At 60.6% G+C, this 21059-nt stretch carries 14 protein-coding genes; 7 read left to right on the plus strand and 7 right to left on the minus strand.

Translation table 11 applies throughout. The features are described 5' to 3' along the window. Nucleotides 1-134: 134 nt before the first annotated feature. A complete protein-coding gene (locus WA157_RS02980; protein WP_422619538.1) occupies nt 135-572 on the plus strand; it encodes a hypothetical protein in 438 nt (145 codons plus the stop codon). 139 nt (nt 573-711) lie between these two features. Here the strand turns inward: WA157_RS02980 and WA157_RS02985 are convergent, their stop codons facing one another. After that, nucleotides 712-1269, minus strand: a complete 558-nt coding sequence (locus WA157_RS02985) for a hypothetical protein (protein WP_422619539.1) — start codon at nt 1267-1269, stop codon at nt 712-714. Between the two features lie 486 nt (nt 1270-1755). Between WA157_RS02985 and WA157_RS02990 the strand changes: the two genes are divergently transcribed. From WA157_RS02990 to WA157_RS03010, 5 genes are all read left to right on the plus strand, one after another. Continuing rightward, the gene (locus tag WA157_RS02990) at nt 1756-3258 is read left to right on the plus strand and encodes an ISNCY family transposase (RefSeq protein WP_422619540.1); all 1503 of its coding nucleotides are present in this window, start codon (nt 1756-1758) and stop codon (nt 3256-3258) included. A 172-nt stretch (nt 3259-3430) separates the two neighbouring features. Beyond that, nucleotides 3431-3598 carry a hypothetical protein gene (locus WA157_RS02995; protein ID WP_422619541.1) on the plus strand — a complete coding sequence of 56 codons (168 nt, stop codon included), beginning with the start codon at nt 3431-3433 and terminating at the stop codon, nt 3596-3598. Between the two features lie 92 nt (nt 3599-3690). Continuing rightward, nucleotides 3691-4065 carry a response regulator transcription factor gene (locus WA157_RS03000; RefSeq protein ID WP_422619542.1) on the plus strand — a complete coding sequence of 125 codons (375 nt, stop codon included), beginning with the start codon at nt 3691-3693 and terminating at the stop codon, nt 4063-4065. A gap of 5 nt (nt 4066-4070) precedes the next feature. Beyond that, on the plus strand, nt 4071-4679 hold the full coding sequence (locus tag WA157_RS03005; protein ID WP_422619543.1) for a chemotaxis protein CheC: 609 nt from the start codon (nt 4071-4073) through the stop codon (nt 4677-4679). A gap of 13 nt (nt 4680-4692) precedes the next feature. Continuing rightward, the gene (locus WA157_RS03010; protein WP_422619544.1) at nt 4693-5676 is read left to right on the plus strand and encodes a diguanylate cyclase domain-containing protein; all 984 of its coding nucleotides are present in this window, start codon (nt 4693-4695) and stop codon (nt 5674-5676) included. Nucleotides 5677-5699: 23 nt separating this feature from the next. On the opposite strand, the gene WA157_RS03015 is transcribed toward WA157_RS03010, so the two are convergent. From WA157_RS03015 to WA157_RS03025, 3 genes are all read right to left on the minus strand, one after another. Next, entirely contained in the window at nt 5700-7979 is a 2280-nt protein-coding gene (locus WA157_RS03015) for a nitric-oxide reductase large subunit (RefSeq protein ID WP_422619545.1), read from the minus strand. A 617-nt stretch (nt 7980-8596) separates the two neighbouring features. Continuing rightward, complete coding sequence (locus tag WA157_RS03020) at nt 8597-8980, minus strand: SirB2 family protein (protein WP_422619546.1); 384 nt, start codon at nt 8978-8980, stop codon at nt 8597-8599. Nucleotides 8981-9010: 30 nt separating this feature from the next. Further along, on the minus strand, nt 9011-10216 hold the full coding sequence (locus tag WA157_RS03025) for an NnrS family protein (RefSeq protein ID WP_422619547.1): 1206 nt from the start codon (nt 10214-10216) through the stop codon (nt 9011-9013). A 105-nt stretch (nt 10217-10321) separates the two neighbouring features. Here WA157_RS03025 and WA157_RS03030 point away from each other — a divergent pair, with 105 nt between their 5' ends. Beyond that, on the plus strand, nt 10322-10831 hold the full coding sequence (locus WA157_RS03030; RefSeq protein WP_422619548.1) for an RrF2 family transcriptional regulator: 510 nt from the start codon (nt 10322-10324) through the stop codon (nt 10829-10831). 127 nt (nt 10832-10958) lie between these two features. On the opposite strand, the gene WA157_RS03035 is transcribed toward WA157_RS03030, so the two are convergent. The 3 genes from WA157_RS03035 to WA157_RS03045 all read right to left on the minus strand — a co-directional run bounded on the left by WA157_RS03035 (nt 10959) and on the right by WA157_RS03045 (nt 21042). Further along, nucleotides 10959-19493: a GH36-type glycosyl hydrolase domain-containing protein gene (locus WA157_RS03035; RefSeq protein WP_422619549.1), complete on the minus strand. Its 8535-nt coding sequence runs from the start codon at nt 19491-19493 to the stop codon at nt 10959-10961. A gap of 3 nt (nt 19494-19496) precedes the next feature. Then, complete coding sequence (locus WA157_RS03040) at nt 19497-19739, minus strand: hypothetical protein (protein ID WP_422619550.1); 243 nt, start codon at nt 19737-19739, stop codon at nt 19497-19499. Nucleotides 19740-19881: 142 nt separating this feature from the next. After that, nucleotides 19882-21042, minus strand: a complete 1161-nt coding sequence (locus WA157_RS03045; RefSeq protein WP_422619551.1) for an outer membrane beta-barrel protein — start codon at nt 21040-21042, stop codon at nt 19882-19884. Nucleotides 21043-21059: the final 17 nt, after the last annotated feature.

The raw sequence follows: 21059 nt of genomic DNA on the forward strand, positions 1-21059 counted from the left end.
TTACGGATTGAAGGGATGAAGTGCTGCGAGCAGCGAGTCCATCGTCCTGCAAAAGGAGATTGCTGAAAAGTCCGAGGTAGCCTGCTGGACTGGCGAACCAGTTCGCGCGTCAGCGGGTTAGTCCAACCGCTGTTATGGTTACCGCCATAGCGGCTTGTTCCACGACGGCAACGCTCTATCCAGTTGACGGCCCCCTGTCCAAACAACAGCCGCTACCGGTTCTCACCGCAGCTGTTGACGGCATCATGGGAAATACTGGCGGCATTTCATTGTCGCTGCCTGACGGTGAGCATTGCACCGGCAAATGGTCATCTATTGCACCTATGAGCGTTGGCTTTTCAACGGCAACTGCTTCCGGGTCTGCGACAAATGGTATGGCTTCAGTATGGGCAACGGTTTACGGCTCCGGTTTTTCTGTGGCAAATCTTCCGGGAGTCAACAAGGGCGAAGCCATGCTCGTTGGAGACCGGGGCACAGTCATTCAGGTCGAGTTCTACACCGGCAGTGGTACAGCAAACGGCTCTGGCGTGGCAAAAGACAACAAAGGCAATGCATTCAAGGTGTTGTTTTAATCGTGGCGGGTAGATTCCCCGCCCCTCTGGGGCGGGGAGGTTCATTTGTCGGCAATGGAGAAAAACGTAATTCGGCAGCGCAGCGGAAGCGGTCAGCGGACACGCATGTCCAGTAGGTCTATCTTAGTCGCTACATTCGTTAAGTTGTGTGCATTAGGAAGGCTTCTAATGCAACTTGATAGTCGCAGGCAAAAATTTCACGGCATTCCACAATCAAGCCGCGTGTCTTTTCATAAGTGATTGCCTTCTGATACTTCTCCAAAGTGGAGTGAATTTCGAACTCTTTTTTCCCCGCGTCCTTTGTCATTGTGGCGATTTTTTTGATATCCCAGTCGGTTATGCTCCCATAAGCCTCTTTATTGAGGAGGTCCTTGCGATCCTGCGGATGATGTTTACTGAATCCGACTTTGGAAAATTGCGTTGATTTTGAGTATGCCAAGTACACATAACCGGCAGCTGAATTTCTGAGCTGATAAGCAATTTTTGATGTGTCGCACTGTATGCAATGACCTGCCTTTGATCGAAGTGTGTGCCCCGCTTTTGCACACGGTGATCCACCATAATAGAAATATTTTTCCAGCGTATTCATGGACTCATCACGCGACCGCTTAGACAGTCCCGAGCCATCAAATAGCCATGAGGGGGATACCTTCTGTGCTTTTAGAAAAGCGAGCTGCTCTTTTGTAAGTTGCGCCATGGAATGGAAGTGTAATCTCTTCAAATTCATCGAGTCGCAGAAGCGACGGCGACCTCAATTTCATTGACGTAATTTTTGATGCCCCCCTAAACTTGAAATGGAGTAAAACGTACTACGGTTGTGCACAGGGAACTGACTATCTTGATAGCTCGCTCAATTTCCAGGTCAGCTCGATTGAAGCCTAGAATCACCCCAAGCAACCTGTCGATTTTGTGCCTATTTAGTGCTTGACAGAAAACCCGTCAACCCCAGCAACGGCGCGTGTTTTCACGGTTTTCATCGAAGTGAAGATTTTCCAAAAACCATGCTTTGAGCTGGTTTTGCGTCAAATACCGGGGCAATGCCCGGTATCTTCGTTCCTGATTTACCCTTGAATTCGGGGTGAGAAATGTCATCAAAATCTCTTCCTGGAGTGCACCATTTCCCCTCTCAAACGTTAATAAGTGAGGCCCCGAAATGATGCTGTTTTGAAGAGACAAGAAGACCATGCGCGTAGTCCAGAACGAACAAATGACCATCGGTGAAGTTGACATCTCCAAGATCAACTTCGACTACAAATCACGCGACGACATCCCCAAGATATTGAAAGGCCTGCAATTCATCTACACCCATGTCGAGTTGCGCACGGCGATCTTCGAACTGCTGGAAAGTCAAGTCGCCCCAACGGTGAGCAAGTCCAACGGACGCCCCGGCATGGCCCTGTGGACGATTCTGGTGTGCGGCGTGATTCGGCTCGATTTGAACTGCGACTATGACCGCCTGCATGAGTTGGTCAACCACCACAACACCATCCGCGAGATGCTCGGTCATGGCGCCTTCGATGATGTGAGCTACCACTTCCAGACCCTCAAAGACAACGTCAGCCTGCTGACACCGGAACTGCTCGACAGAATCAACCAACTCATCGTCCAGGCAGGTCACGGTTTGGTAAAAAAAAAGGCCGCCGAAGCGCTGCGTGGTCGGTGCGACTCCTTTGTCCTTGAAACCAACGTTCACTTCCCCACCGACATCAACCTGCTGTGGGATGCCATGCGCAAAGTCATCAGCCTCACCGCGCAGTGGTGCGACGATCTTGGCATGAGCGACTGGCGTCAAAACGCCTACAACCTGAACCACGTCAAGCGCCTCATGCGCACGGCGCAAAACAAAAAACGCAGCAAGGCCAAGGCGCCCGAGCAAGTGCAAAAAAACGAAGCCCTCATCGTGCAAGCGCACCAGCACTATCTGAGCGTGGCCCAAGCCTACTTGGACAAGGCCCGCCAGACACTGGTTCTGATTGAGGCGCAGGCCTTGGCAGACGTCTTTGACCAGGTGAGGAAAGTGGAGATCGAGGGCTTCATGGTCCATGCTGATCGCCAGATCGACCAAGTCCGCAGGCGTGTCATTCTGGGTGAAACCATCCCTCATGGCGAAAAAGTATTCTCGATATTCCAGCCCCACACCGAATGGATCAGCAAAGGCAAGGCCGGCGTTGCGGTGGAACTCGGCGTCAAGGTGTGCATCGTGGAAGACCAGTATCAGTTCATCCTGCACCACCAGGTGATGCAACAGCAGACGGACGATCAAGTGACGCTGGAGATGGTGGCCCAAGCCAGGAAGCGCTTCCCACACTTGAATGCCTGCAGCTTTGACAAAGGCTTTCACTCACCGGCCAACCAGATTGCCTTGAAAGAGCAACTCGAACTGGTGGTATTGCCCAGAAAAGGCAAACTGAGCAAACAGGCGCAAGCTCAAGAACAGGCCCCTGATTTCGTCAAAGCGCGCCGGGCGCATTCAGCGGTGGAGTCGGCGATCAATGGGCTCGAGGTGCATGGACTTGATGTGTGCAGGGACCACGGCATTGAGGGCTTCAAGCGCTATGTGGCGTTAGCGGTGGTGGCCAGGAATATTCACCGCATTGGTGCGATTGTGTGGCAGCAGGAAATTGAGCGTGAGCAGCGGGAAAGCAAATATGCCGATCGCGACACGACCTACAAGCTCGCGGCGTAGCCAACGCGAACGACACAGCTTTTGGTGGGTAGGATTTTAGAAATCAGGGGATACGCTCGTTTGAAAACGCCGTCATTTGTTGGCTTTGCAGGAAAAAGGAGGCGACGAGTCCGAGCGGCAGATAGGTTTAGGCAAAAAATGATCTGTGCTTGAAGTTTAGGCAGGCCATTTTTTGAAAAAATGGGGTTTCCGGTCAGGCACTACCTATGCGCGTGACCACTCGGTAGCCGACGGCCTGAACTACATTGCCACCTGGAACTCGGCCATGCTGATGAGCAAAGACCTGCAGGAAGCGATGATGGCCAACCTGGGTAAACGCGCGGCTGAATTCAAGGATTGATCTGGATGACGCTGGTCGTGGTTGAACCAGCTGGTCCAGCGCTACACTGGTCGACGAATTCGCTGGAATACCAACACGAGAGCCGCCCATCCATGGACCACCCTTCCCCCAAATCCGTCTTGATTGTCGACGACAGCCGTGTCTCACGCTTGCTGATCAGGTCCCTGATCCTGGCCCAGTTTCCGCACTGGACCGTCACTGAGGCGGTAAGCGGAGACGAAGCGCTGGCACTGGCTGCGACGCGGCCCTTTGATTACTGCACCATGGACATCAACATGCCGGGCCTGCAGGGAACCGAGGCCACCGAGCAGTTGCTGAAAATGCAGCCGACCGTGCGCGTCGCCCTGTTCTCAGCGAATATTCAGGAATCGCAACAGATTCGCGCCATGCAGTTGGGTGCGCAGTTCGTAGCCAAGCCGGTGACCCCCAAGTCGGTGGCCCTGGCACTGGCCTATTTTCAGGGGTAAGACTGATGACGATCACTGCCGCCCAGCTCGATGCACTGACCGAAATATTCAACATTGGCGCCGGGCGCGCGGCGTCCAGCCTGAGCGACATCGTGGGCGACGAAGTTCTGCTGTCGGTGCCCCGTGTCGAGTTTTACCGAGCCCATGAGGTCAACGCCAAAGTGTTGTCGCTTTCCTCGGCGCGACTCGGTTCGGTCAAACAAAAATTCAGGGGGCCGTTCAACCTGACAGCCTCCCTCTTGTTCACCGAAGAGCGGGCCCTGGAAATTGTGCAGGAGATGCTGGGCTCGCAAGTGCAGAAAGAGGACCTGGTCGAATATGAACAAGAGGCCATGTGCGAGGTCGGCAACATCATTTTGAACGCCTGCCTGTCGGCCATGGCGGACATGCTGGGCATTTCCTTTGAAAGCACGCTGCCCGAGTATTCAAGCGCTGAGCCCGACGTTGTCATTGAGCGCCTGGTCGCGGATGCCGACAATCCATTGATGCTGGTTTTGCACATCAACATGCTGATCGAAAAGCGACGCAGCCAGGGAACCCTGATTTTCTGGCTGAGCTCCTCGTCTTTGCAGGAACTGATGCTTCATCTTGAACAGTTCGTCTCCCGTATCTAGTACTGCCCGAAAAATGGAACCTGAAAAACTCGATGGCGGCGCGAGCTGGCCACTGATCCTTGACGCCGTGGGGCTGGGTCTGGTGCTGGTGGACGCCGACGCGCGCGTGTTGCTGTGGAACGCCTGGCTGGCCCGCCACAGCGGGGTGAGCGCCCAGACAGCCTGCGGCCAGCCCTTGGCCGGCGTGTTTGGCGCGGGCCTGTCGGCCTCCTTTGTGGCCGCGTTGAGCAACGCCCTGCGCTACAGACTGCCGGTGGTGCTGTCCAATGTGCTGCACTTTTGCCCCCTGCCCCTGTACGCGCACACGCCGGCAGATGCATCGGCCACCCGGATGCCGCACGCCATCACCATGACACCATTGGTGCTGCCCCCATGGGGTGCCTGTTGTCTGATTCAAATCACCGATTCCAGCCGGGCAATTTCCCGCGAAAAAGTACTTCAAAGGCAATCGGAGCGTCTCAACCGCGAGGTGATGACCGACAGTCTCACGCGTGCCTTCAGCCGGGGCTTTTTCGACCATTTCTACCAGCAGGAATTCGCACGGGCGCAAAGAAAAGGAACCAAGCTGTCGCTCATCATGATCGACGTGGATTACTTCAAGGACTACAACGATGCCTATGGTCACCCTGCCGGTGACAAGGTGCTCATTGCCGTGGTACAGGCCCTTCAGGCTGTTCTGTTGCGTTCAACCGACAAGCTGGCCCGCTATGGGGGTGAAGAGTTTGCCGTCATACTGCCCGACTGCGGTGAGCACAAAGCGTTGGCAATTGCCGAACTGCTCCGGACCGCGGTTCTGGCGCTCAATCTGCCGCATCGAAAATCCGCCATATCGAACCAGCTCACCGTCAGTCTGGGCACCTCCACCCTGAAAGCGGACCAAACCAGCAGCGCACAAGCGCTGCTGGATGCGGCTGATCAGGCCCTGTACGCCGCCAAGAACCAGGGGCGCAACTGCGTGCAGAGCCGCAGTCCACAGACCGTCGCAGCGCCTGCCTGACGATCGGTCTGTCCGCCTTTTCGTCAAGCCCGGTTGGCGCTGGCCACTGGCAACGGTGCCAACTGCGCGCGTTTGCCACCCGTGAGCAAACGCACGGCAAACCAGGCCAGGAACAGGGCACCAACGGAGAACACCACATCGCCCGGCACCCGCAACCAGACCAGGGTTTCCATGAAGGGCGAATGAATCACCTCGGGCGAGCGCGCAAACCACATGCCTTGGGTGATGCTGGCCCAGGCCTGGTAGATGCCAGCTGGCACCAGGGAGATGAACACCATCATGCCCAGGCCAATGTTGAACGACCAGAACATCGGCGCCAGCAGCTTGTCCGACCAGGCCAGCCGGCTTGAGAGGCCGCGCAGGCAGAACAGCAGCAGCCCGATACCCAGCATGCCGTAGACACCGAACAGCGCGGCATGGCCGTGGGCGGCGGTCATGTTCAGGCCTTGCATGTAGTACAGCGCGATCGGTGTGTTGATCGAGAAACCCAGCAAACCGGCGCCGACCACGTTCCAGAAGCCAACCGCGATGAAACACAGGATCGACCACTTGTAGGCCTGCACCCAGGGCGCCGACTTGGAGCGTTGGTAGTTGCGCCAGGCTTCGACGCCAATCATGGCGAGTGGCACCACTTCCAGCGCCGAGAACATGGCGCCAATGGCAATCACGAAGGTCGGTGTGCCGGTGAAGTACAGATGATGCAGCGTGCCCAGAATACCGCCGAACAGGAACACGATGGTTTCCAGCACGATGGCGCTGTTGGCGGTGCTGGCGCGGATCAAACCCAGACGCGTGAACAACAAGGCAATCACGGCGGTGGCAAACACTTCAAAGAAGCCTTCCACCCACAAATGCACCAGCCACCAGCGCCAGTACTCGATCATCGAGTAGTGCGTGTGCGGGCCCCAGGTCAGGGACGTGGCATAGAAGCCGCCGATGCACAGCGCGGCCAGGAACACCATGGCAATCAGACCGCGGCTCTCCGACGGTGTTTTTAATGCAGGCCATAGCCCGCGGCCCAGCAGGGTGACCCAGAACAACAAGCCAACAAACAACAGCACTTGCCAGACGCGGCCCATGCTGGTGAACTCCAGCCCCTGATTGCCGATCCAGAAGCTGAAATCATTGCCCAGGTGTTGCAAGGTGCCGAGCCAGCCGAAGGCGGTGGAGCCAACCACGATGAACAGCAAGGCATAAAACAGCACGTCGACGCCAAGTTTCTGGTACTTGGGCTCATGGCCTGAGATGGCAGGCGCGATGTACAGACCGGTGGCCAGCCAGGCGGTGGCAATCCACAAGACGGCAAACTGGGTATGGATGGTGCGGCTCACCGTAAAGGGCAGGATTTGCGCCAGCGGAAAGCCAAAGAAGCTCTGGCCTTCAACGGCGTAGTGGGCGGTAATGGCCCCCATGCCGATTTGCACCAGGATCAGCCCGATCACCACATAGAAATACTTGCGGGTCGCCTTCATGGACGGGGTTGGCTTCAGGTCGAATAGCGGATCGCTCTTGGGCGGGGTCGGGTCGCCCTCTTCTTTGCTGACCGAGTGGTAAAAAATCATGCCCGCTATGGCCGCGATCATGAAAATGATGCTGGCGATCGACCAGATACCGGCGCCCGCCGTTGGTGTGTTGTCGACCAGCGGTTCGTGCGGCCAGTTGCTGGTGTAGCTCAAATCGGTTTCACCGGGCCTGTCGGTGGCGGCCGACCAGGCCGACCAGAAGATAAAGGCCGGCAAGGCCTGCAAGTCAAGCGCATCGGGCAGGGACCCGGCGTTCATTGCATACTGTTCACGCAGTTTGTCCAGTGACGGGTCGCTGCCAAACAGACCGACGTAATGCGCGACGACCTGGGCCACCGCCTCGGCGCGCTCTGGCGAGAGCGTGATGCTGCCGGTGCTGGCGTCATACGTGTTGCGCCGCATCTCGCTCTTGAGGCGCGCGCTGAGTTCGGCTTGTTGCCCGACACTTAGCTGCTCAAAAGGCTTGCCAAAGTCACGTTGCGACCACACCGCACGCAGTGCCAGCGCTTCGCGATGCAGCCAGTCGGCCGACCAATCCGGTGCGACATAACTGCCGTGACCCCAGACCGACCCCAACTGCTGACCGCCAGCGGAAAGCCAGGCTTCCTGACCGCGCTGAACTTGTCCTTCTGAAAACAAAACAGCGCCCTTGGTACTGACGACTTGTTTGGGAATAGGCGGCGCTGTCAGATAGATCTCGGTGCCGACCCAGCCTAAAACGGCAAAAGACAGTACACAGATGACAGCGAGCCAGGTCCAGAGTTTGCGCGTGGCATGCATGGCAGGGATTCCTTTATGGTTGAGTTGAAAATTGGATAAGCGGATGTTTTTGACAAAGCTATAAGATGTATTCTAAGTGCATCTTTTCGTAAAAGGCAATTTGAATGCATCTTTATTTTTGAATTGATGGTGCGTTCTTTTTCTTGCAGCGCAACCGAGGTTGTGAACCGCAGTCGTTGCTCCAGCAGCCCCGTCTTTGCGGACCCATACATTTTTCAGATGTTGTATTCCCCCCCTTCTCCCCCAACCCCTCTCCGCCCCCGCCGGGGCGGAAAGGGGAGCTAACAGCCACATTTGGCCTTGTCTTTGAAGGTGGGAAATAAACGCGCCATGGCACGTTGGCCACAAACCGGCTGAGCGGCTTCTCGGTGGGTTGCCGCCACTTCGAGGCCAGCGCGCAATCAAGTACCAATTTCCCACCTCAAAAAACGCGGCCACATGAGGCTCCCCTCTTTCGCCCGGCGGGGCGAGAGAGGGGTTGGGGGGAGTGAGTGGGGGCAAGAACGTTCTAAAAGCCAGCCCAGCCAAGAAGCCAGCCCAGTCAAGAACCCCGCCCTGGCAGGGCAAGCTGTGGATCAGGTCAAAACGCGGCGACCGAAATCAGGGCGGTGTCGACGTCACAGCAAACCCCAACTGGGCGAGTGGGTGAGCGCCACGCCGACGATGTAGCCAACGCTCAGCAGCGCCGCCAGAAAAAACGGCAAACGTTGCCCCTGCGGTGTGCGCTTGCCCAGGGCGCGCATGCCCAGCAGGATGTACGCCAACAACGCCAGCACCTTGGCCGTGAGCCAGCCATTCACAAATGGGTATTGCCCGATGCGCCAGGCCAGCCACAGCGCAGCAGTCAGCAGCGTGGTGTCGATCACATGTGGCGCCACCTTGAGCAGTCGCCACTGCCGCCAGGGCTGTGCCAGCAGCTCCAGCGTGCCGCGCAAAACAAACAGGCTGACACTGAGCACGACACAAGTGACGTGCAGATATTTCACCAAAAGATAGTCCATGCGGATGCTCCCAAACCGTTGTGACGCGCCTCAACCATCCTTGCCATCAAGCCGGGTGCTCATCAGCCAGGGGGTGTAAATCCAGAGGTATATCAAAAAGGCGGCACTCCACAGCATTGCGGTGGCAATCAGAGCCGACGCATAGAGACCAGGCGCCAACAGCGGTAAAAAAACCCGCAGCAGCGCCGCCGTCATGACCAGCGCGTAAGCCAGCACCTCGGGACCCGACACCACCAACAACCGGCCGGTGTGGCCACGCGCCGTGCGGGTGATCATGCCGATGATGAGGCCACCGGTGGCACCCACCGCCAGCGCATGCACGCCCGCCGACACCGGCACCCAGCCCAATTGGGCCAACGCAAGTAATGCCAGGCCGACCGGAATCCAGGCGTAGGCGGCATGCAGAATCCACAGAATAGGCCGCTTCAGCGTGACGCCGAAGCGCCAGGCCAGCAGGCGCCGCACCTGCAACCCACTGGCCAGGCCCAGCACGATCAGACCTATCGCGCTGGGCGGCGCCAGCACCCAAAATGCCAAACCCAGCCCGGTGACGCCCAATGTGACCCGCTCCAGCCACACCGGGGCGACCAGCTTCAGACCCGGCGTTACCGCCATCGTGAACGCCGGAATGACGCGCCCGCCCATCACACATTCGATCATGATGATCAAAGCCAGACCCGCATACAAGGGCGTCATCGCCGACAGGTTGAGCAGGCCCAGAACGGCCAGGTGGAACACCAGGTTGGCGCCGGCCAGCAAGGCCAGAATCAAGCCAATCGGCAAGTTGCGGTAATTGCGTGCACGCAGCAGCAGCGTGACCAAAATGGCTGCCACGATCGGCAACAGCGCCATGTCCAGCACGGCGTAAACCGCATAGGGTCCCGTCACCGAGGCCACACGGGCGCCCAGCCAAAGCAGCGCCAGGGCCGCCAATGTGGGACCACGCGGCGTGGCCAAGCCGGTCCAGGCTTTGCCAGCCGTCATCAAAAAGCCCACGATGATGGCCACTGCAAAGCCAAACAGCATTTCATGGGCATGCCATAGCAGGGGCTGCGACGCCGGCGTGAGCTGCAACCAACCCAGAAAAATGGCCACCCACAACGGCACGATCAGTGCCGCGAGCAGTGCGCCACCGACATAGAAGGGCCGAAAACCCAATCGCAAGAAAGGCAGGCCTTGAGGCCTTTGGGTGGCGGCTTTGGTTTCAGAAAAGAGGGGCAAGAATGTTGGTTTCATGGCGGCAGGATGACGGACACATCAACTATTTGAAAAGTACATTTTATATGCATCTTAAGACAAACTGCGATAAAATTCACAATACAGCAAACCCTGAAAGCGCCCATGAGACTAACCGACTACACCGATTACACGCTACGGGTTTTGATGTTCTGCGCCCTCAACCCCAATCGCTCAGTCACCATTGCCGAACTGGCCGAGAGCCACGCGGTCTCCAAAAATCATTTGATGAAGGTCGTCAACGATCTGGCCCGCCAAGGCATCTTGCAGACGACACGCGGGCGCGGTGGTGGCTTGCGCCTGCTTAAACCAGCGGCGGACATTCGCATTGGCGATGTGGTACGCCAGACCGAGACCGATTTCCGCCTGGTCGAGTGTTTCGACTCCGGCCACAACACCTGCACCCTGACCAATCAGTGCCAGTTAAAGCAGGTGTTCTGGACAGCAAAACAGAACTTTCTGGCCGAGTTGGACAAGGTAACGCTGGCTGATGTGACCCGCGCGAGGCCCGCCAGTCAAGGCCCCGGCCATGCCGCAGGCGGTGGTGTCAAAGGGGTCCCGGTGAGCGCGATCAAACGCGCGGCGCCCAGGAAATCCACCACAAATTCACATTAAATCAGGCGATAGCCCCCGTGAAATAAGCATATATTGCTATTATATATATAGCATAACAGGCTTTGATGAAAACTCGAAACAAGCCGCTGTTGGCCGCCGACGCCACCGCCATCGCGGCTTAAGCTGTTCAAGTCGATGGGGCTGCCAAGGCACTGGCTGCCCTGTGCGGTTCCCACTCTTGCGGCAGCAAGGGGACCACAAAGCAGCTGTGCGGGGCCAGTCCGGTCCAGGGCAGCGGCTGGCCGGGGTGCAGCAGTTGTGCCACCAAGGGCGCGCACATTGACGCCGTCATTTCCAGCGCGACGCGAGCGCTGGCACGTACCAGGATGAAGCGCATGGAGCGGCCGTCGCGAACCAGCGTCAGCTCGGCCTGTTGCCAATCGGAAGGCAGGCAAGGTGTGAAAATCAAATCCTGGGGCCCTTGCTGCAAGCCAAAAATCGACTCGATGGCGGCACGATGCAGCCAGGCCGCAGCACCCGTGTACCAGCTCCAGCCACCACGCCCGACATAAGGCGGCTGGCTGTACACGTCACCGGCCATCACATAGGGCTCGATGCCGTACACCGGGCCGCGCACCGGGTGGCTGGCGCGGTGGGCCGGGCTCAGGTAGGTGAAGTAGCGGTAGGGGGTGTCAAGGCCCTCGCGCGCTTCCGGTTGGCTTTTCGCCATTTCAGCCTGCGCCATCAGCGCCCAGACGCCCGCGTGCGAATACTGGCCGCCGTTTTCGCGCACGCCCGGCGGGTAAGCCTGAATGTAGCCCGCGCTCGGCACGGCGTGCACCAATGGCGGGTCAAGCAACTTGATCAGCCCCGCCTCTGGGTCCACCAGATACGCATCCAGCGCCGCCAGCGCCTGGCGCTGCAAGTCGGGCTCGGCGGCCTTGGACAGCACCGCCCAGGCTTGTGCGATCAGGTCGATGCGCGCTTCGGGATTAGCCTGTGAACCGAGTGCCTGGCCGTTGTCAAAGAAGGCGCGTTTGAACCATTGCCCGTCCCAGGCGATGCCATTAAGCGCCGATTTCCAACCTTGGGCAGCAAGTTCCCAGCGCAGCGCCCGCGCCTCGTCAGCACGCGCTCGCGCCAAGGGCGCGAAGTCGGCCACTACCTGACACAGAAACCAACCCAGCCAGACCGACTCGCCACGGCCCTCGATGCCGACACGGTTCATCCCGTCGTTCCAGTCACCGCTGCCCATCAAGGGCAAGCCGTGTGCGCCCACCGCCAGGCTGCGATCAATCGCCCGGGCGCCATGCTCGTAGACCGACGCTTGCTCGCTGCTGACCGTTGGCGTGTAGTAGGCGTCTTCGGCGCCCACAGGAATAGCCGCCCCTTCGAGAAACGGGACGCTCTCATCGAGCAGCGCAGCGTCGCCGGTCGCGCGCAGGTAGTGCTGGGTCGCATGGGGCAGCCACAACAGGTCGTCGGAGAAATGGGTGCGCACGCCAGCACCCAGCGGGGCATGCCACCAGTGCTGCACGTCGCCCTCAGGGAATTGACGTGACGCGGCCAGCACGATCTGCTGGCGCAGCGTCTCGGGGCTTGCCCAGGCCAGCGCCATCGCGTCCTGCAACTGGTCGCGAAAACCGGTGGCGCCCCCGGCCTGGTAAAAGCCAGCCTTGGCCCACAAGCGGCACGTGACCGACTGGTACAGCAGCCAGCGGTTCACCATCGCATCAAAGAGGGGATCGGGCGTCTTCACCGTGGTGGCACCCAGCAATTCATCCCAAGTGCTGCGCACCTGCTCCATGCGCTGCGCGGCAGGCATCGCTGCGGCCCGGGTGGCGATCCGCCGGGCGGCATCTGGGTTGTCGCCGTAGCCCAGCAGGAACACGCGTTGCGCCGATTCACCAGCGCCCAGCAGCACACGCGTCGATAGCGCTGCGCAGGGGTCAAGACCGTCACCCTGGGTCAAGCCGAAATAGTCGGGCAGCACCAGGCGGCCACGCGCGTCAAAAAGCTCGCGCCGATCGCAGGTCCAGTCTTCAGCCTCGTCGGCGGCGCTGGCCAGACCGAAGAATGCCGTGCCGTCGCCGAAGCCGGCTGAACGCTCCGGCTGCGTGCAAAGCAGCGCGGTCAGCTTTTGCCCTGGCAGGCGCTGGCGGTACAGCGCCGTGCGCACGGTGCTGCGATCGGATCGATTCGCACCCATCATCCACTCGGCGATGCCGATCACACGCAGATGCAGTGTCTGGTGGCCGTGGTTGACGATGTCGAGCTGCACTTGCTTGACGGACGTCTGCGCATCGACACACCATGACGCGCTCACCGCCAGGTCGCCCTGCTGATGGCTGATGCGGCTGTAGCCCTGCCCATGCGACACCTGGTAGGCCACGCGCTCGTCACCCCAGGCACTGGGCGCCACGCTCCAGACCTGCCGGGTATTGAGATCCTGCAGCAAGAACCACTCGGCCGGCGGATCGGCCACCGGATCGTTCGACCAGGCCGTGAGCTGGTTCAAACGGCTATTCACCGCCCAGGTGTAGCCGCCACCCGACTCCGAAATCTGGGCGCCAAAGGTCGGGCTGGACAGCACATTGATCCAGGGTCGCACCGGGCGCAACCGGGCGCTGACGTCGAAACGGAACTCGCCCGAAGCCGCATCAAACCCGCCCACCGATGCGGCTACGTCGGTAACAGGCGTCGAGGCGACGGCGACGGCGAAAGTTGAGGTGTCATGGCGCTGCTCGAAGGCTTGCTCATGCATCTCTACCCATTCCTGCACGTGATTCACCAGCGGGCGACCGTCGGCATGCAGGCGCACGCGCGCGCAAGCTCGCAAGGTGCTCAGTTCTTCCGGTGCGAGCTCGTCCCCGCGCAGCACGTAGAACCCCGTGGCCCAGGGACCGGTTCGGGTCGAATTTTCACCGCTGTCACTCACGTAGCGCTCGCGCAGCGCCACGATCTCGCGCTGCAACGCCATCAGGTACGAGGCCGGCTCGGTGTTCACCACCACCAGGTCACAACCGATGCCGCCCCAAGACCAGAGGCTCAGGGCCTGGGCCAGCGAACGCAGCAAGCCCTGGCCCTGCATCACGCCGGCCGACACCAGGACGATAGGACGATCGCCCGAGATGCCAAAGCGCCACAGCAGTCGCCGGTCACAAACCTCGATCGCCGCGCCGTCAAAGCGGACTACTTCGGCCTGCGCGCGCGTCAAGCTGAACACCAACGCGGTCGTCAGGGTCTGGATGGCCGCGAAGTTCTCAGCGCTGATACGAAGGGCACGTAAACGAATGCTGCTCAGCGTGGCCGACATCAGTGAGGCGCGTTCAATATGGCTGGGTTGCACATATTTGTCGATCACGGCGCGCAAGGTGCCGCCATTGTCGGACGCCGCCGTGGCGAAGGTCAGGCGCGCCTTGCCGTGGGGCGCAATGCGAAGCTGCACGGACAGGGCGCAGACCGGGTCGAGGCCGGTGTCGAGCTCGACCGCCTGATCGGACGAGGCCTGCGGCAAGGCATCGAACGAGGCCAGCGCCTGACTCGCACTCTGGTTACGGCCGAGCCAGCGTTGCCGGTCGGTCTGGACGCGCACGCCCTGCACTTGCGGGTCGCTGGCGGCGAGAAAGTGCGCGGCCTGCAATCCCTGCTCAGTGGGCAGACGGGGCTTGCGCTCGAACAGCAACGCCTGGTGCCCAGCCTGCCACTGGGCACGCACGAACAGGTTCGTGAACGCGGGGTGAGCTTCATCGGCGCGCGGATCGGACAGCGTGACGTCGAAGGCCGACATCAGTTCGAGGTCGATGCTTTGATCGCTGAGGTTGCGCAGTTCGACCTGACGGAACTCGATGTCGTCTTCCGGGCTGACCCAGACCGTGATGTGGGCCTCCAACTCGGACCATGTTGCATCGAAGCACACGCGGTCGGTGTGGTAGACGCTGCGATAGTGCGCGGCCGGATCGGGTGCCGGGTGCTGGGTGATGGACACCGGCCGCTGTGGCCCGGTCCCGCGCGCCAGATCCAGCCAGCGCAAGTAAAAGAAGCTGCCATGAGCGTCGCGTAGCGCATCGTCACGCCAGCGTGTGATACCGGCCTGACCCCAACGGCTCCAGCCAGCGCCGTTGGCGCGCAGCGACACGCTGTAGCGTCCATTCGACAAGACATGCGTGGGCTGCAGCGCGGTCGAGCCCGGCAACACGTCACGCAGGAGCCCCGGCGCGCGCCTGCGCTCCAGCGGCTGCAGTGGTGGACCCGAGGGCGGCGCATACAGCATCGACACCTCGCGCGGCACGCGCTCGTGGAGCAAGGAGGCCACCGCCTCGATGGGTGCATTGGCCATGCCCCAGCGCTGCGCCGGGCCACCCAGCAGCACGTTGGCCAGCGCCACAATACTCATGCCCTGGTGATGCGACATGAAGGTGCTCACTGGCGTGACGAGCTCGCCATCGGCTTGCCGCGCGGGGGAAAAGTCAAGGGCTTCAATAAAACCGTAGCGTGCACGTGCCGCCAGCTTTTCCAGCGCCGCAAAATTGGCAGAGGCGCGGTGAGGTGCGATTTGCGCTGCCAGGGCCGTGGCGTAAGGCGCGATCACCAGCTCGTCAATCGGTGTGCGCCGCAGTGCCAGTCTCGGCACCCCTTGTGGCGCGTACTGGTAGGCCAGTGTGTAGTCGCTGCCGGCATAGGCGGACTCCGAAATGCCCCAGGGCACGTTCTGCGCCTGAGCGAAGTCGATTTGCTCTCGAAGCGCTGCATGGCAGGCCTGACACAACACGCTGCCATGCGGCTCGTCGAGCACCAGGGTGGGCATCAGGTATTCGAACATCGAACCCGACCACGAACGCAAGCCCGCGTCCGCACCAACGGCGTAGAACAGCCGCCCCAGGGAGGCCCAATGGCTCACCGGTACATCACCCTTGGCGACGGCCAGCAGACTGGTCAGCCGCGACTCCGACGCCAGCAAATCATAAAAACTTGCATCGAGCTCCTGCTCCGCGACCCGATAGCCGATGTGAAGCAGATGCCGCTTGCGGTGGTAAAGAAAGCTGAAGTCCGCCTCCCCCGCCAGTTGCTCGCACGCAACCGCCAGCGCCAGCAAACGCCGGGCTGCCTCGGTGTCGCCTTGCGGGCCCAGCGCCTGCGCGTCCAGTGCTGCCGAGCGTTGTGTGGCACGGTGATCAGCCAGGCACCACCTCAGTTCGGCGCGCCTCGCTGGCGTCAGTGTGGACCGCATCGCCAGCAGCGATGCGAGTCGTTGCCTTGACGCTTCGATGGCAAGCTGCGCCGCGCCACTGTCATGGGGTGCGCCCGCCAGCTCCAGGCAGGCTTGGGCCACCGCCAGCAGGTGGCCGCTGAGGTTGCCGCTGTCCACGCTGGACACATACATGGGCAGTAGTGGCGAGCGCGTTTGCGTGTCGTACCAGTTCAGAAAGTGGCCGCGGTGGCGCTGCAGGGTGAGCAGCGTGGTCATCGTCGCCTCCATCCTGGCCAACAACTCCTGCGTTCCGATCCAGCCGAACTGCCGGGCGCAAGCCACGCTCAGCAGGTACAGACCAATATTGGTGGGTGAGGTTCGGTGCGCCACCATGTCGTGTGGCATGGTCTGCAAGTTGTCGGGCGGCAGGTGGTTGTCCTCGGCGACGACGCAGCGCTCAAAAAAGCGCCAGGTGTCGCGCGCGATGCCTTGCAGATAGGCTTGATCCTGCGGCGGCAACGCCGCATCTCTGCCGGCCGGGCGCGGCCGGCTGACCCACCAGATCCATACCGGCGACGCGGCCCACAACAGGCACAGCATCAGCGACAGCAGCGGGTAAGGTGTGGCGCGGGCGAGCAGAGCAGCGAGCAGCAACAGCGCCACCACGGGCAAGCTCCAATGGGCCCGCGCGAGCGATTTCAGGTCGGTCCTTGCCTGCGCCTGCGCGGTTGCGGCCGTGGTCCATTGCAGCAGGTGGCGGTGGCTGATGGTCATGCGGTAGAGCGCGCGCACGAGGGCGTCCACCGCCATCAGCGCCTGCTGCAGCAACAAGGCCAGATGCCACAAGCCGCCCCACAAAGCACGTGCCAGGTCCATGGCAGCCAGACGGTAGAAGTGGCGTTTGGCAACATCGTCGCGACTGGGGGCAAAGCCGGCCACCGCACCCAGCAGCGGCCCGGCTGAAAAGGCCGCCATCACCAGCGCCAAAGCAGCCCACGGCGACACCACAAAGCCACCCAGCGCCAGCAGCAGCAACACCAAGGACATGGGTGCCACGATCGATCGGCGCAGGTTGTCGACCATTTTCCAGCGGTTAATGACGCGAAAGCGATAGCCCCTGGGGCTTAGCAGGAACGGCAACAACTGCCAGTCGCCGCGCGTCCAGCGGTGCACACGCGAGGCCGCCACATCGGCATGAAACGGTGCGTCCTCAATCACCGTGATGTCGGTCACCGCTGCGCAGCGTGCCATGGATCCTTCGAGCAAATCGTGGCTCAGCACCTGGCCATCTGGCAGGCGACCGGACAGCACCGTGTGCATCGCCCGCACATTGAGCAGACCCTTGCCGGTAAAGGTACCTTCGCCGAACAGGTCCTGATAGACCTCCGAACTCGCTGCACTGTAGGGGTCAATACCGCACTGCCCGGCAAACAGCCAATGATAGAGCGTGAAGTTCCTGGTTGCAGGCAGTGGCGTCACCACGCGCGGTTGCAAGATGCCGTAGCCGCCCACCACCACGCGCCCGCTCGCGTCAAACCGCGGCTGGTTATGGGGGTGCGCGGCCACACCCACCAGTTCGCGCAGCCGACCGGGCGGCAACTGGGTGTCGCTGTCGAGCGTCACGATGTACTGTGTGTCAGCGGCAATGCGTGACTCAGCACCCAAGTCCAGGAACGCGGCGGCCGAGCCATCTGCCAATGCGGCCACGAGCAGTTCGAGCTTGCCGCGCTTGCGTTCCCAACCAATCCAGCGCTGCTCGGTCTCGCTGAAACGGCGCTCCCGGTGCAGTACGATGAAACGCGGCGCAGCGTCAGTCGCCTGCGCCTCGTTGGGATAGCGCGCGTTGAGTTCGCGGACCTGCTGCGTTGCGCTTGCCAGCAAGGCGTCATCAGACGCCAGCTGCGCCGTATCGGCATCGGCCCAGTCGGTCAGCAGTGCAAACTGGGCGTGACGCTCCGGGTTGGCAAGGTAATGCATTTGCAACCGGTACACCAGGTCGCGCGTTGACGCGGTGCCGGTCAGCATGCCCGGGATCACCACCATCACTCGGTGCTCTGGCGGTATGCCCTCGCCCAAGGCCAGGCGGGGCAGATGCTGAGGCCGGGCCGATTCGCTGATCAGCCGGTTGATCACCGCGACCACCGCCTCGGACGCCGGCAACATCATCAGCGCCGCGCCCAGCAGGGTCAACCACGGGGGAGCACCGGCACCAGTCAAATCGGCGCCGTGGCGCAGCAACAGCCACGCCACCAGGCTCAAGGTACCTAGCAGCAGCGTGCCCAGATAAACGGGTACGGTCACGCGGCGCGCAACGGCGCGCCAGAAAAATGCCGCATGCTCATGCAAGCCCAGCGCTTGCAGCAGCGCGGGACAGCCTGCACCGCGCAGCCAGTGGCTGGCCGCTGCGGTGGTGCTGTTGGCGCCCTCTGCGGCATGCATCAGATCGAGCAGTGTTTGCGCCACCGATAATTCACTGCGACCACTGCGCCTGGCCAAGCGCTCAATGCCATGCAGCGTCTGGTCGCGCGTGACGGCCTGCTCCGCTTCGAACATCAGTGAGGTGAGCATCAGCCGCATGAGCGGACTGGTACGGGCGACAATTTCGGGCCAATCCGCGGCGCCGATGGCGCGCAGCGACGTGACGGCATTGCTCACACTCAGGTTGTCAGCGGCCTGGTCGGCGCTTTGCTGCATCTGCATCGCTGCCAGATCCGGCAGCGCGTTGTGCAGCCAGTCGTGCAATTCGACCGGATAGCTGGCATCACCCGTGGTGCGGCGACCCTGCAGACGCTGTGCCATCTGCACCAGAAAGACACGGCCCACGCCGCGCTGATCCAGCAGCCTTAACAACTGGTCAAGCACCGGCACGCTATAGGCATCTATGTGATCGCAGCACAGATTGGCGACCCCGCGAGCTGCCTTGTTCGTGGCCACACGCTCGGCCAGGCGACGCAGGTTTTCAATCAGCACTACCCGCAAGGTGGTAGGCAGCGCCCACATCTCACTCAGGTTCAGTTCACGGGTTTCCTGGTAGGCGCTCAAAAATTGCATCAGCAATTCTTCGTCGAACGCGCCATCGGTGTGGGCTACGAAGGCCCAGGCGACACCGTAAACCCGTGGCAATCCGGCCAAGGGCTCGTCCAGCAACATGGGCAGGGTGCGAAAGTAACTGCGCGGCAGTCCCTCGTGAATTTCCCTGAGCTGCGCTTCGATCAGGTGAAAGTTGTCGAGCAGCCACTCAGCCGCCGGGCTGATGTCGTAACCGCTGCTCGCTTGTTGACCGATGTAAAGATGCGCCTCGCGCAGCGCTTGAATATTGCTGCGCAGACGTGGAAAAAAAGTCGGCGCACGCCTGCCAGCCCTGGCGGCACGATGGGTGGCGCCAAGACTGCGGCCGTGCTGGGCAAAACGCTGCAGCCCGAATATCTCGGAGCGGATCGGAGGCTGCACCGAGCCGCGCGCGCCGTCCAGCATTTCGCACAGCGCCCGTGGAGCCTGCGGCAACAGGCGCTGCAATTCACCTTGCGCCATCGCCTACAACACCATTGAAAAGACACCAATCAACAGGGCGACCACCACCAAGGTCGTTACAAAACGCCCGACCACAAAACCGTGCATGGTCTGTGCCGCGCATTTCAGAAAAAACAGGCGCCCATGCGATCTCTGGCATAGTTCCAGATGCGCGCCCAGAGCCGACAATTCCATCGGGGAAGTGTCAGCGGTGTCGCCGAAAGATGCGGTGCTCCAGCGCGATTTGAGAATAATATTTGCGTTCATGAAAAGCTCCCCGCACAACAGAAAATTGGACCTCGACAATAAAGAATCTATTGCACACTTGGGTCTGTGCATGGCCCCAAGTGCGAGCTAACGATCAAAAGAGCGTGAGGTATCGAGTCGTCGCCTCGCGCCACAGTCATCGTTAGCGTGTTCCGACAACTTCCACTTCGACCCGGCGGTCAGGCTGCAAACAGGCAATCAGCGCTTTGGTGACTTTGGTGCCCGGGCATTCGCCCGGCTTCGTCACCGGCTCAGCGCCGTCGACGCCTTTGGTCAAAATCTTGTCACCTGCAATTCCGGTCGACGTCATCAGGTAGCCCTTGACGGCCTGAGCGCGGCGCTCCGAGAGCTTCTGGTTGTAGGCATGCGAGCCAATCCGGTCGGTATGCCCGGTGACATAGATCACGTCAAATTGAGTGTTCTTGAGCTCCGCCGCAAGCTTGTCCAGGTCTTGCTGGCCGCCTGGCTTGAGGCTTGCCTTGTCGAAGTCAAACAGAGAGTCCGCCGAGAAGGACACCTTCTTTGGAGCCGGCGGCGGCACGACCACTGGCACGGGTGCTGGTGGCGCCACCTCCACCGGCGGCGCCGCTTGGGCAACCACCGGTGGCGCAACGTAGGCAACGGGCACGGGCGTTGGTGTCTTTGCACCAAAGCGATAGATCAGGCCGAGCGAGACCAGATCAATGTCGCCCTTATTGCCCACTGCATCATTGATGCGGTAGCGTTCAATCTCGGCTCGCATGGCCAGTGCGTCGGTGAAGGCATACTGCAGCCCCACGCCCACTTTGAGGTTGGTGTCACGCTTGCTGGGGTTGGGGTTGAGCACACTGACCGCTCCGGTTCCAGCGAAGGAATCGGCGGCATCGGCATAGTTCACGCCAATGCGGCCCAAGACAGAAAACTTCTCTGAAATGGGCAGGGTACCGACGAGGTCAAGATTGAGGCCTTTGAGTTTGATGTTGCCACTCAAGGTTCCAGTTGGCACCGTGGTGGCATTGAAGCCAAAATTGCCCAGATCGAAATAGCCGCCTTCAACAGCGAAATTCTGATTGAACTGGTAGCCGCCAAAAATCTTGTAGCCGTTGGAACGGTTGTCATCGCTAATCGCTGTCGTGGTCAAGCCAGAGCCCAACAGGCCACTGGTGATGCGCGCGTCATCAATGGTCGCGCTGGACCGGCCCACATTGGCGCCGGCGTACCAGCCTGAATCGTCCGCCAATGCAAACGGGCCGGCGAGGATGGCCAGTGCAATCAAGCTCAGCTTGCCTGAGGCGCTTGCCAATTTGGTTCTTGCTAATTTCATACTTTTCTCCAAAAAGG

Origin of the sequence: Rhodoferax ferrireducens (genome assembly GCF_049302455.1) — a bacterium.
GTDB classification, from domain to species: domain Bacteria; phylum Pseudomonadota; class Gammaproteobacteria; order Burkholderiales; family Burkholderiaceae_C; genus Rhodoferax; species Rhodoferax ferrireducens_B.

What these genes read in the sequence shown, in the direction of transcription:
- WA157_RS02980 (WP_422619538.1), top strand. Translation starts at nt 135, where the DNA reads ATGGTTACCGCCATAGCGGCTTGTTCCACGACGGCAACGCTCTATCCA.
- WA157_RS02985 (WP_422619539.1), bottom strand. Translation starts at nt 1,269, where the DNA reads ATGGCGCAACTTACAAAAGAGCAGCTCGCTTTTCTAAAAGCACAGAAG.
- WA157_RS02990 (WP_422619540.1), top strand. Translation starts at nt 1,756, where the DNA reads ATGCGCGTAGTCCAGAACGAACAAATGACCATCGGTGAAGTTGACATC.
- WA157_RS03000 (WP_422619542.1), top strand. Translation starts at nt 3,691, where the DNA reads ATGGACCACCCTTCCCCCAAATCCGTCTTGATTGTCGACGACAGCCGT.
- WA157_RS03005 (WP_422619543.1), top strand. Translation starts at nt 4,071, where the DNA reads ATGACGATCACTGCCGCCCAGCTCGATGCACTGACCGAAATATTCAAC.
- WA157_RS03010 (WP_422619544.1), top strand. Translation starts at nt 4,693, where the DNA reads ATGGAACCTGAAAAACTCGATGGCGGCGCGAGCTGGCCACTGATCCTT.
- WA157_RS03015 (WP_422619545.1), bottom strand. Translation starts at nt 7,979, where the DNA reads ATGCATGCCACGCGCAAACTCTGGACCTGGCTCGCTGTCATCTGTGTA.
- WA157_RS03020 (WP_422619546.1), bottom strand. Translation starts at nt 8,980, where the DNA reads ATGGACTATCTTTTGGTGAAATATCTGCACGTCACTTGTGTCGTGCTC.
- WA157_RS03025 (WP_422619547.1), bottom strand. Translation starts at nt 10,216, where the DNA reads ATGAAACCAACATTCTTGCCCCTCTTTTCTGAAACCAAAGCCGCCACC.
- WA157_RS03030 (WP_422619548.1), top strand. Translation starts at nt 10,322, where the DNA reads ATGAGACTAACCGACTACACCGATTACACGCTACGGGTTTTGATGTTC.
- WA157_RS03035 (WP_422619549.1), bottom strand. Translation starts at nt 19,493, where the DNA reads ATGGCGCAAGGTGAATTGCAGCGCCTGTTGCCGCAGGCTCCACGGGCG.
- WA157_RS03040 (WP_422619550.1), bottom strand. Translation starts at nt 19,739, where the DNA reads ATGAACGCAAATATTATTCTCAAATCGCGCTGGAGCACCGCATCTTTC.
- WA157_RS03045 (WP_422619551.1), bottom strand. Translation starts at nt 21,042, where the DNA reads ATGAAATTAGCAAGAACCAAATTGGCAAGCGCCTCAGGCAAGCTGAGC.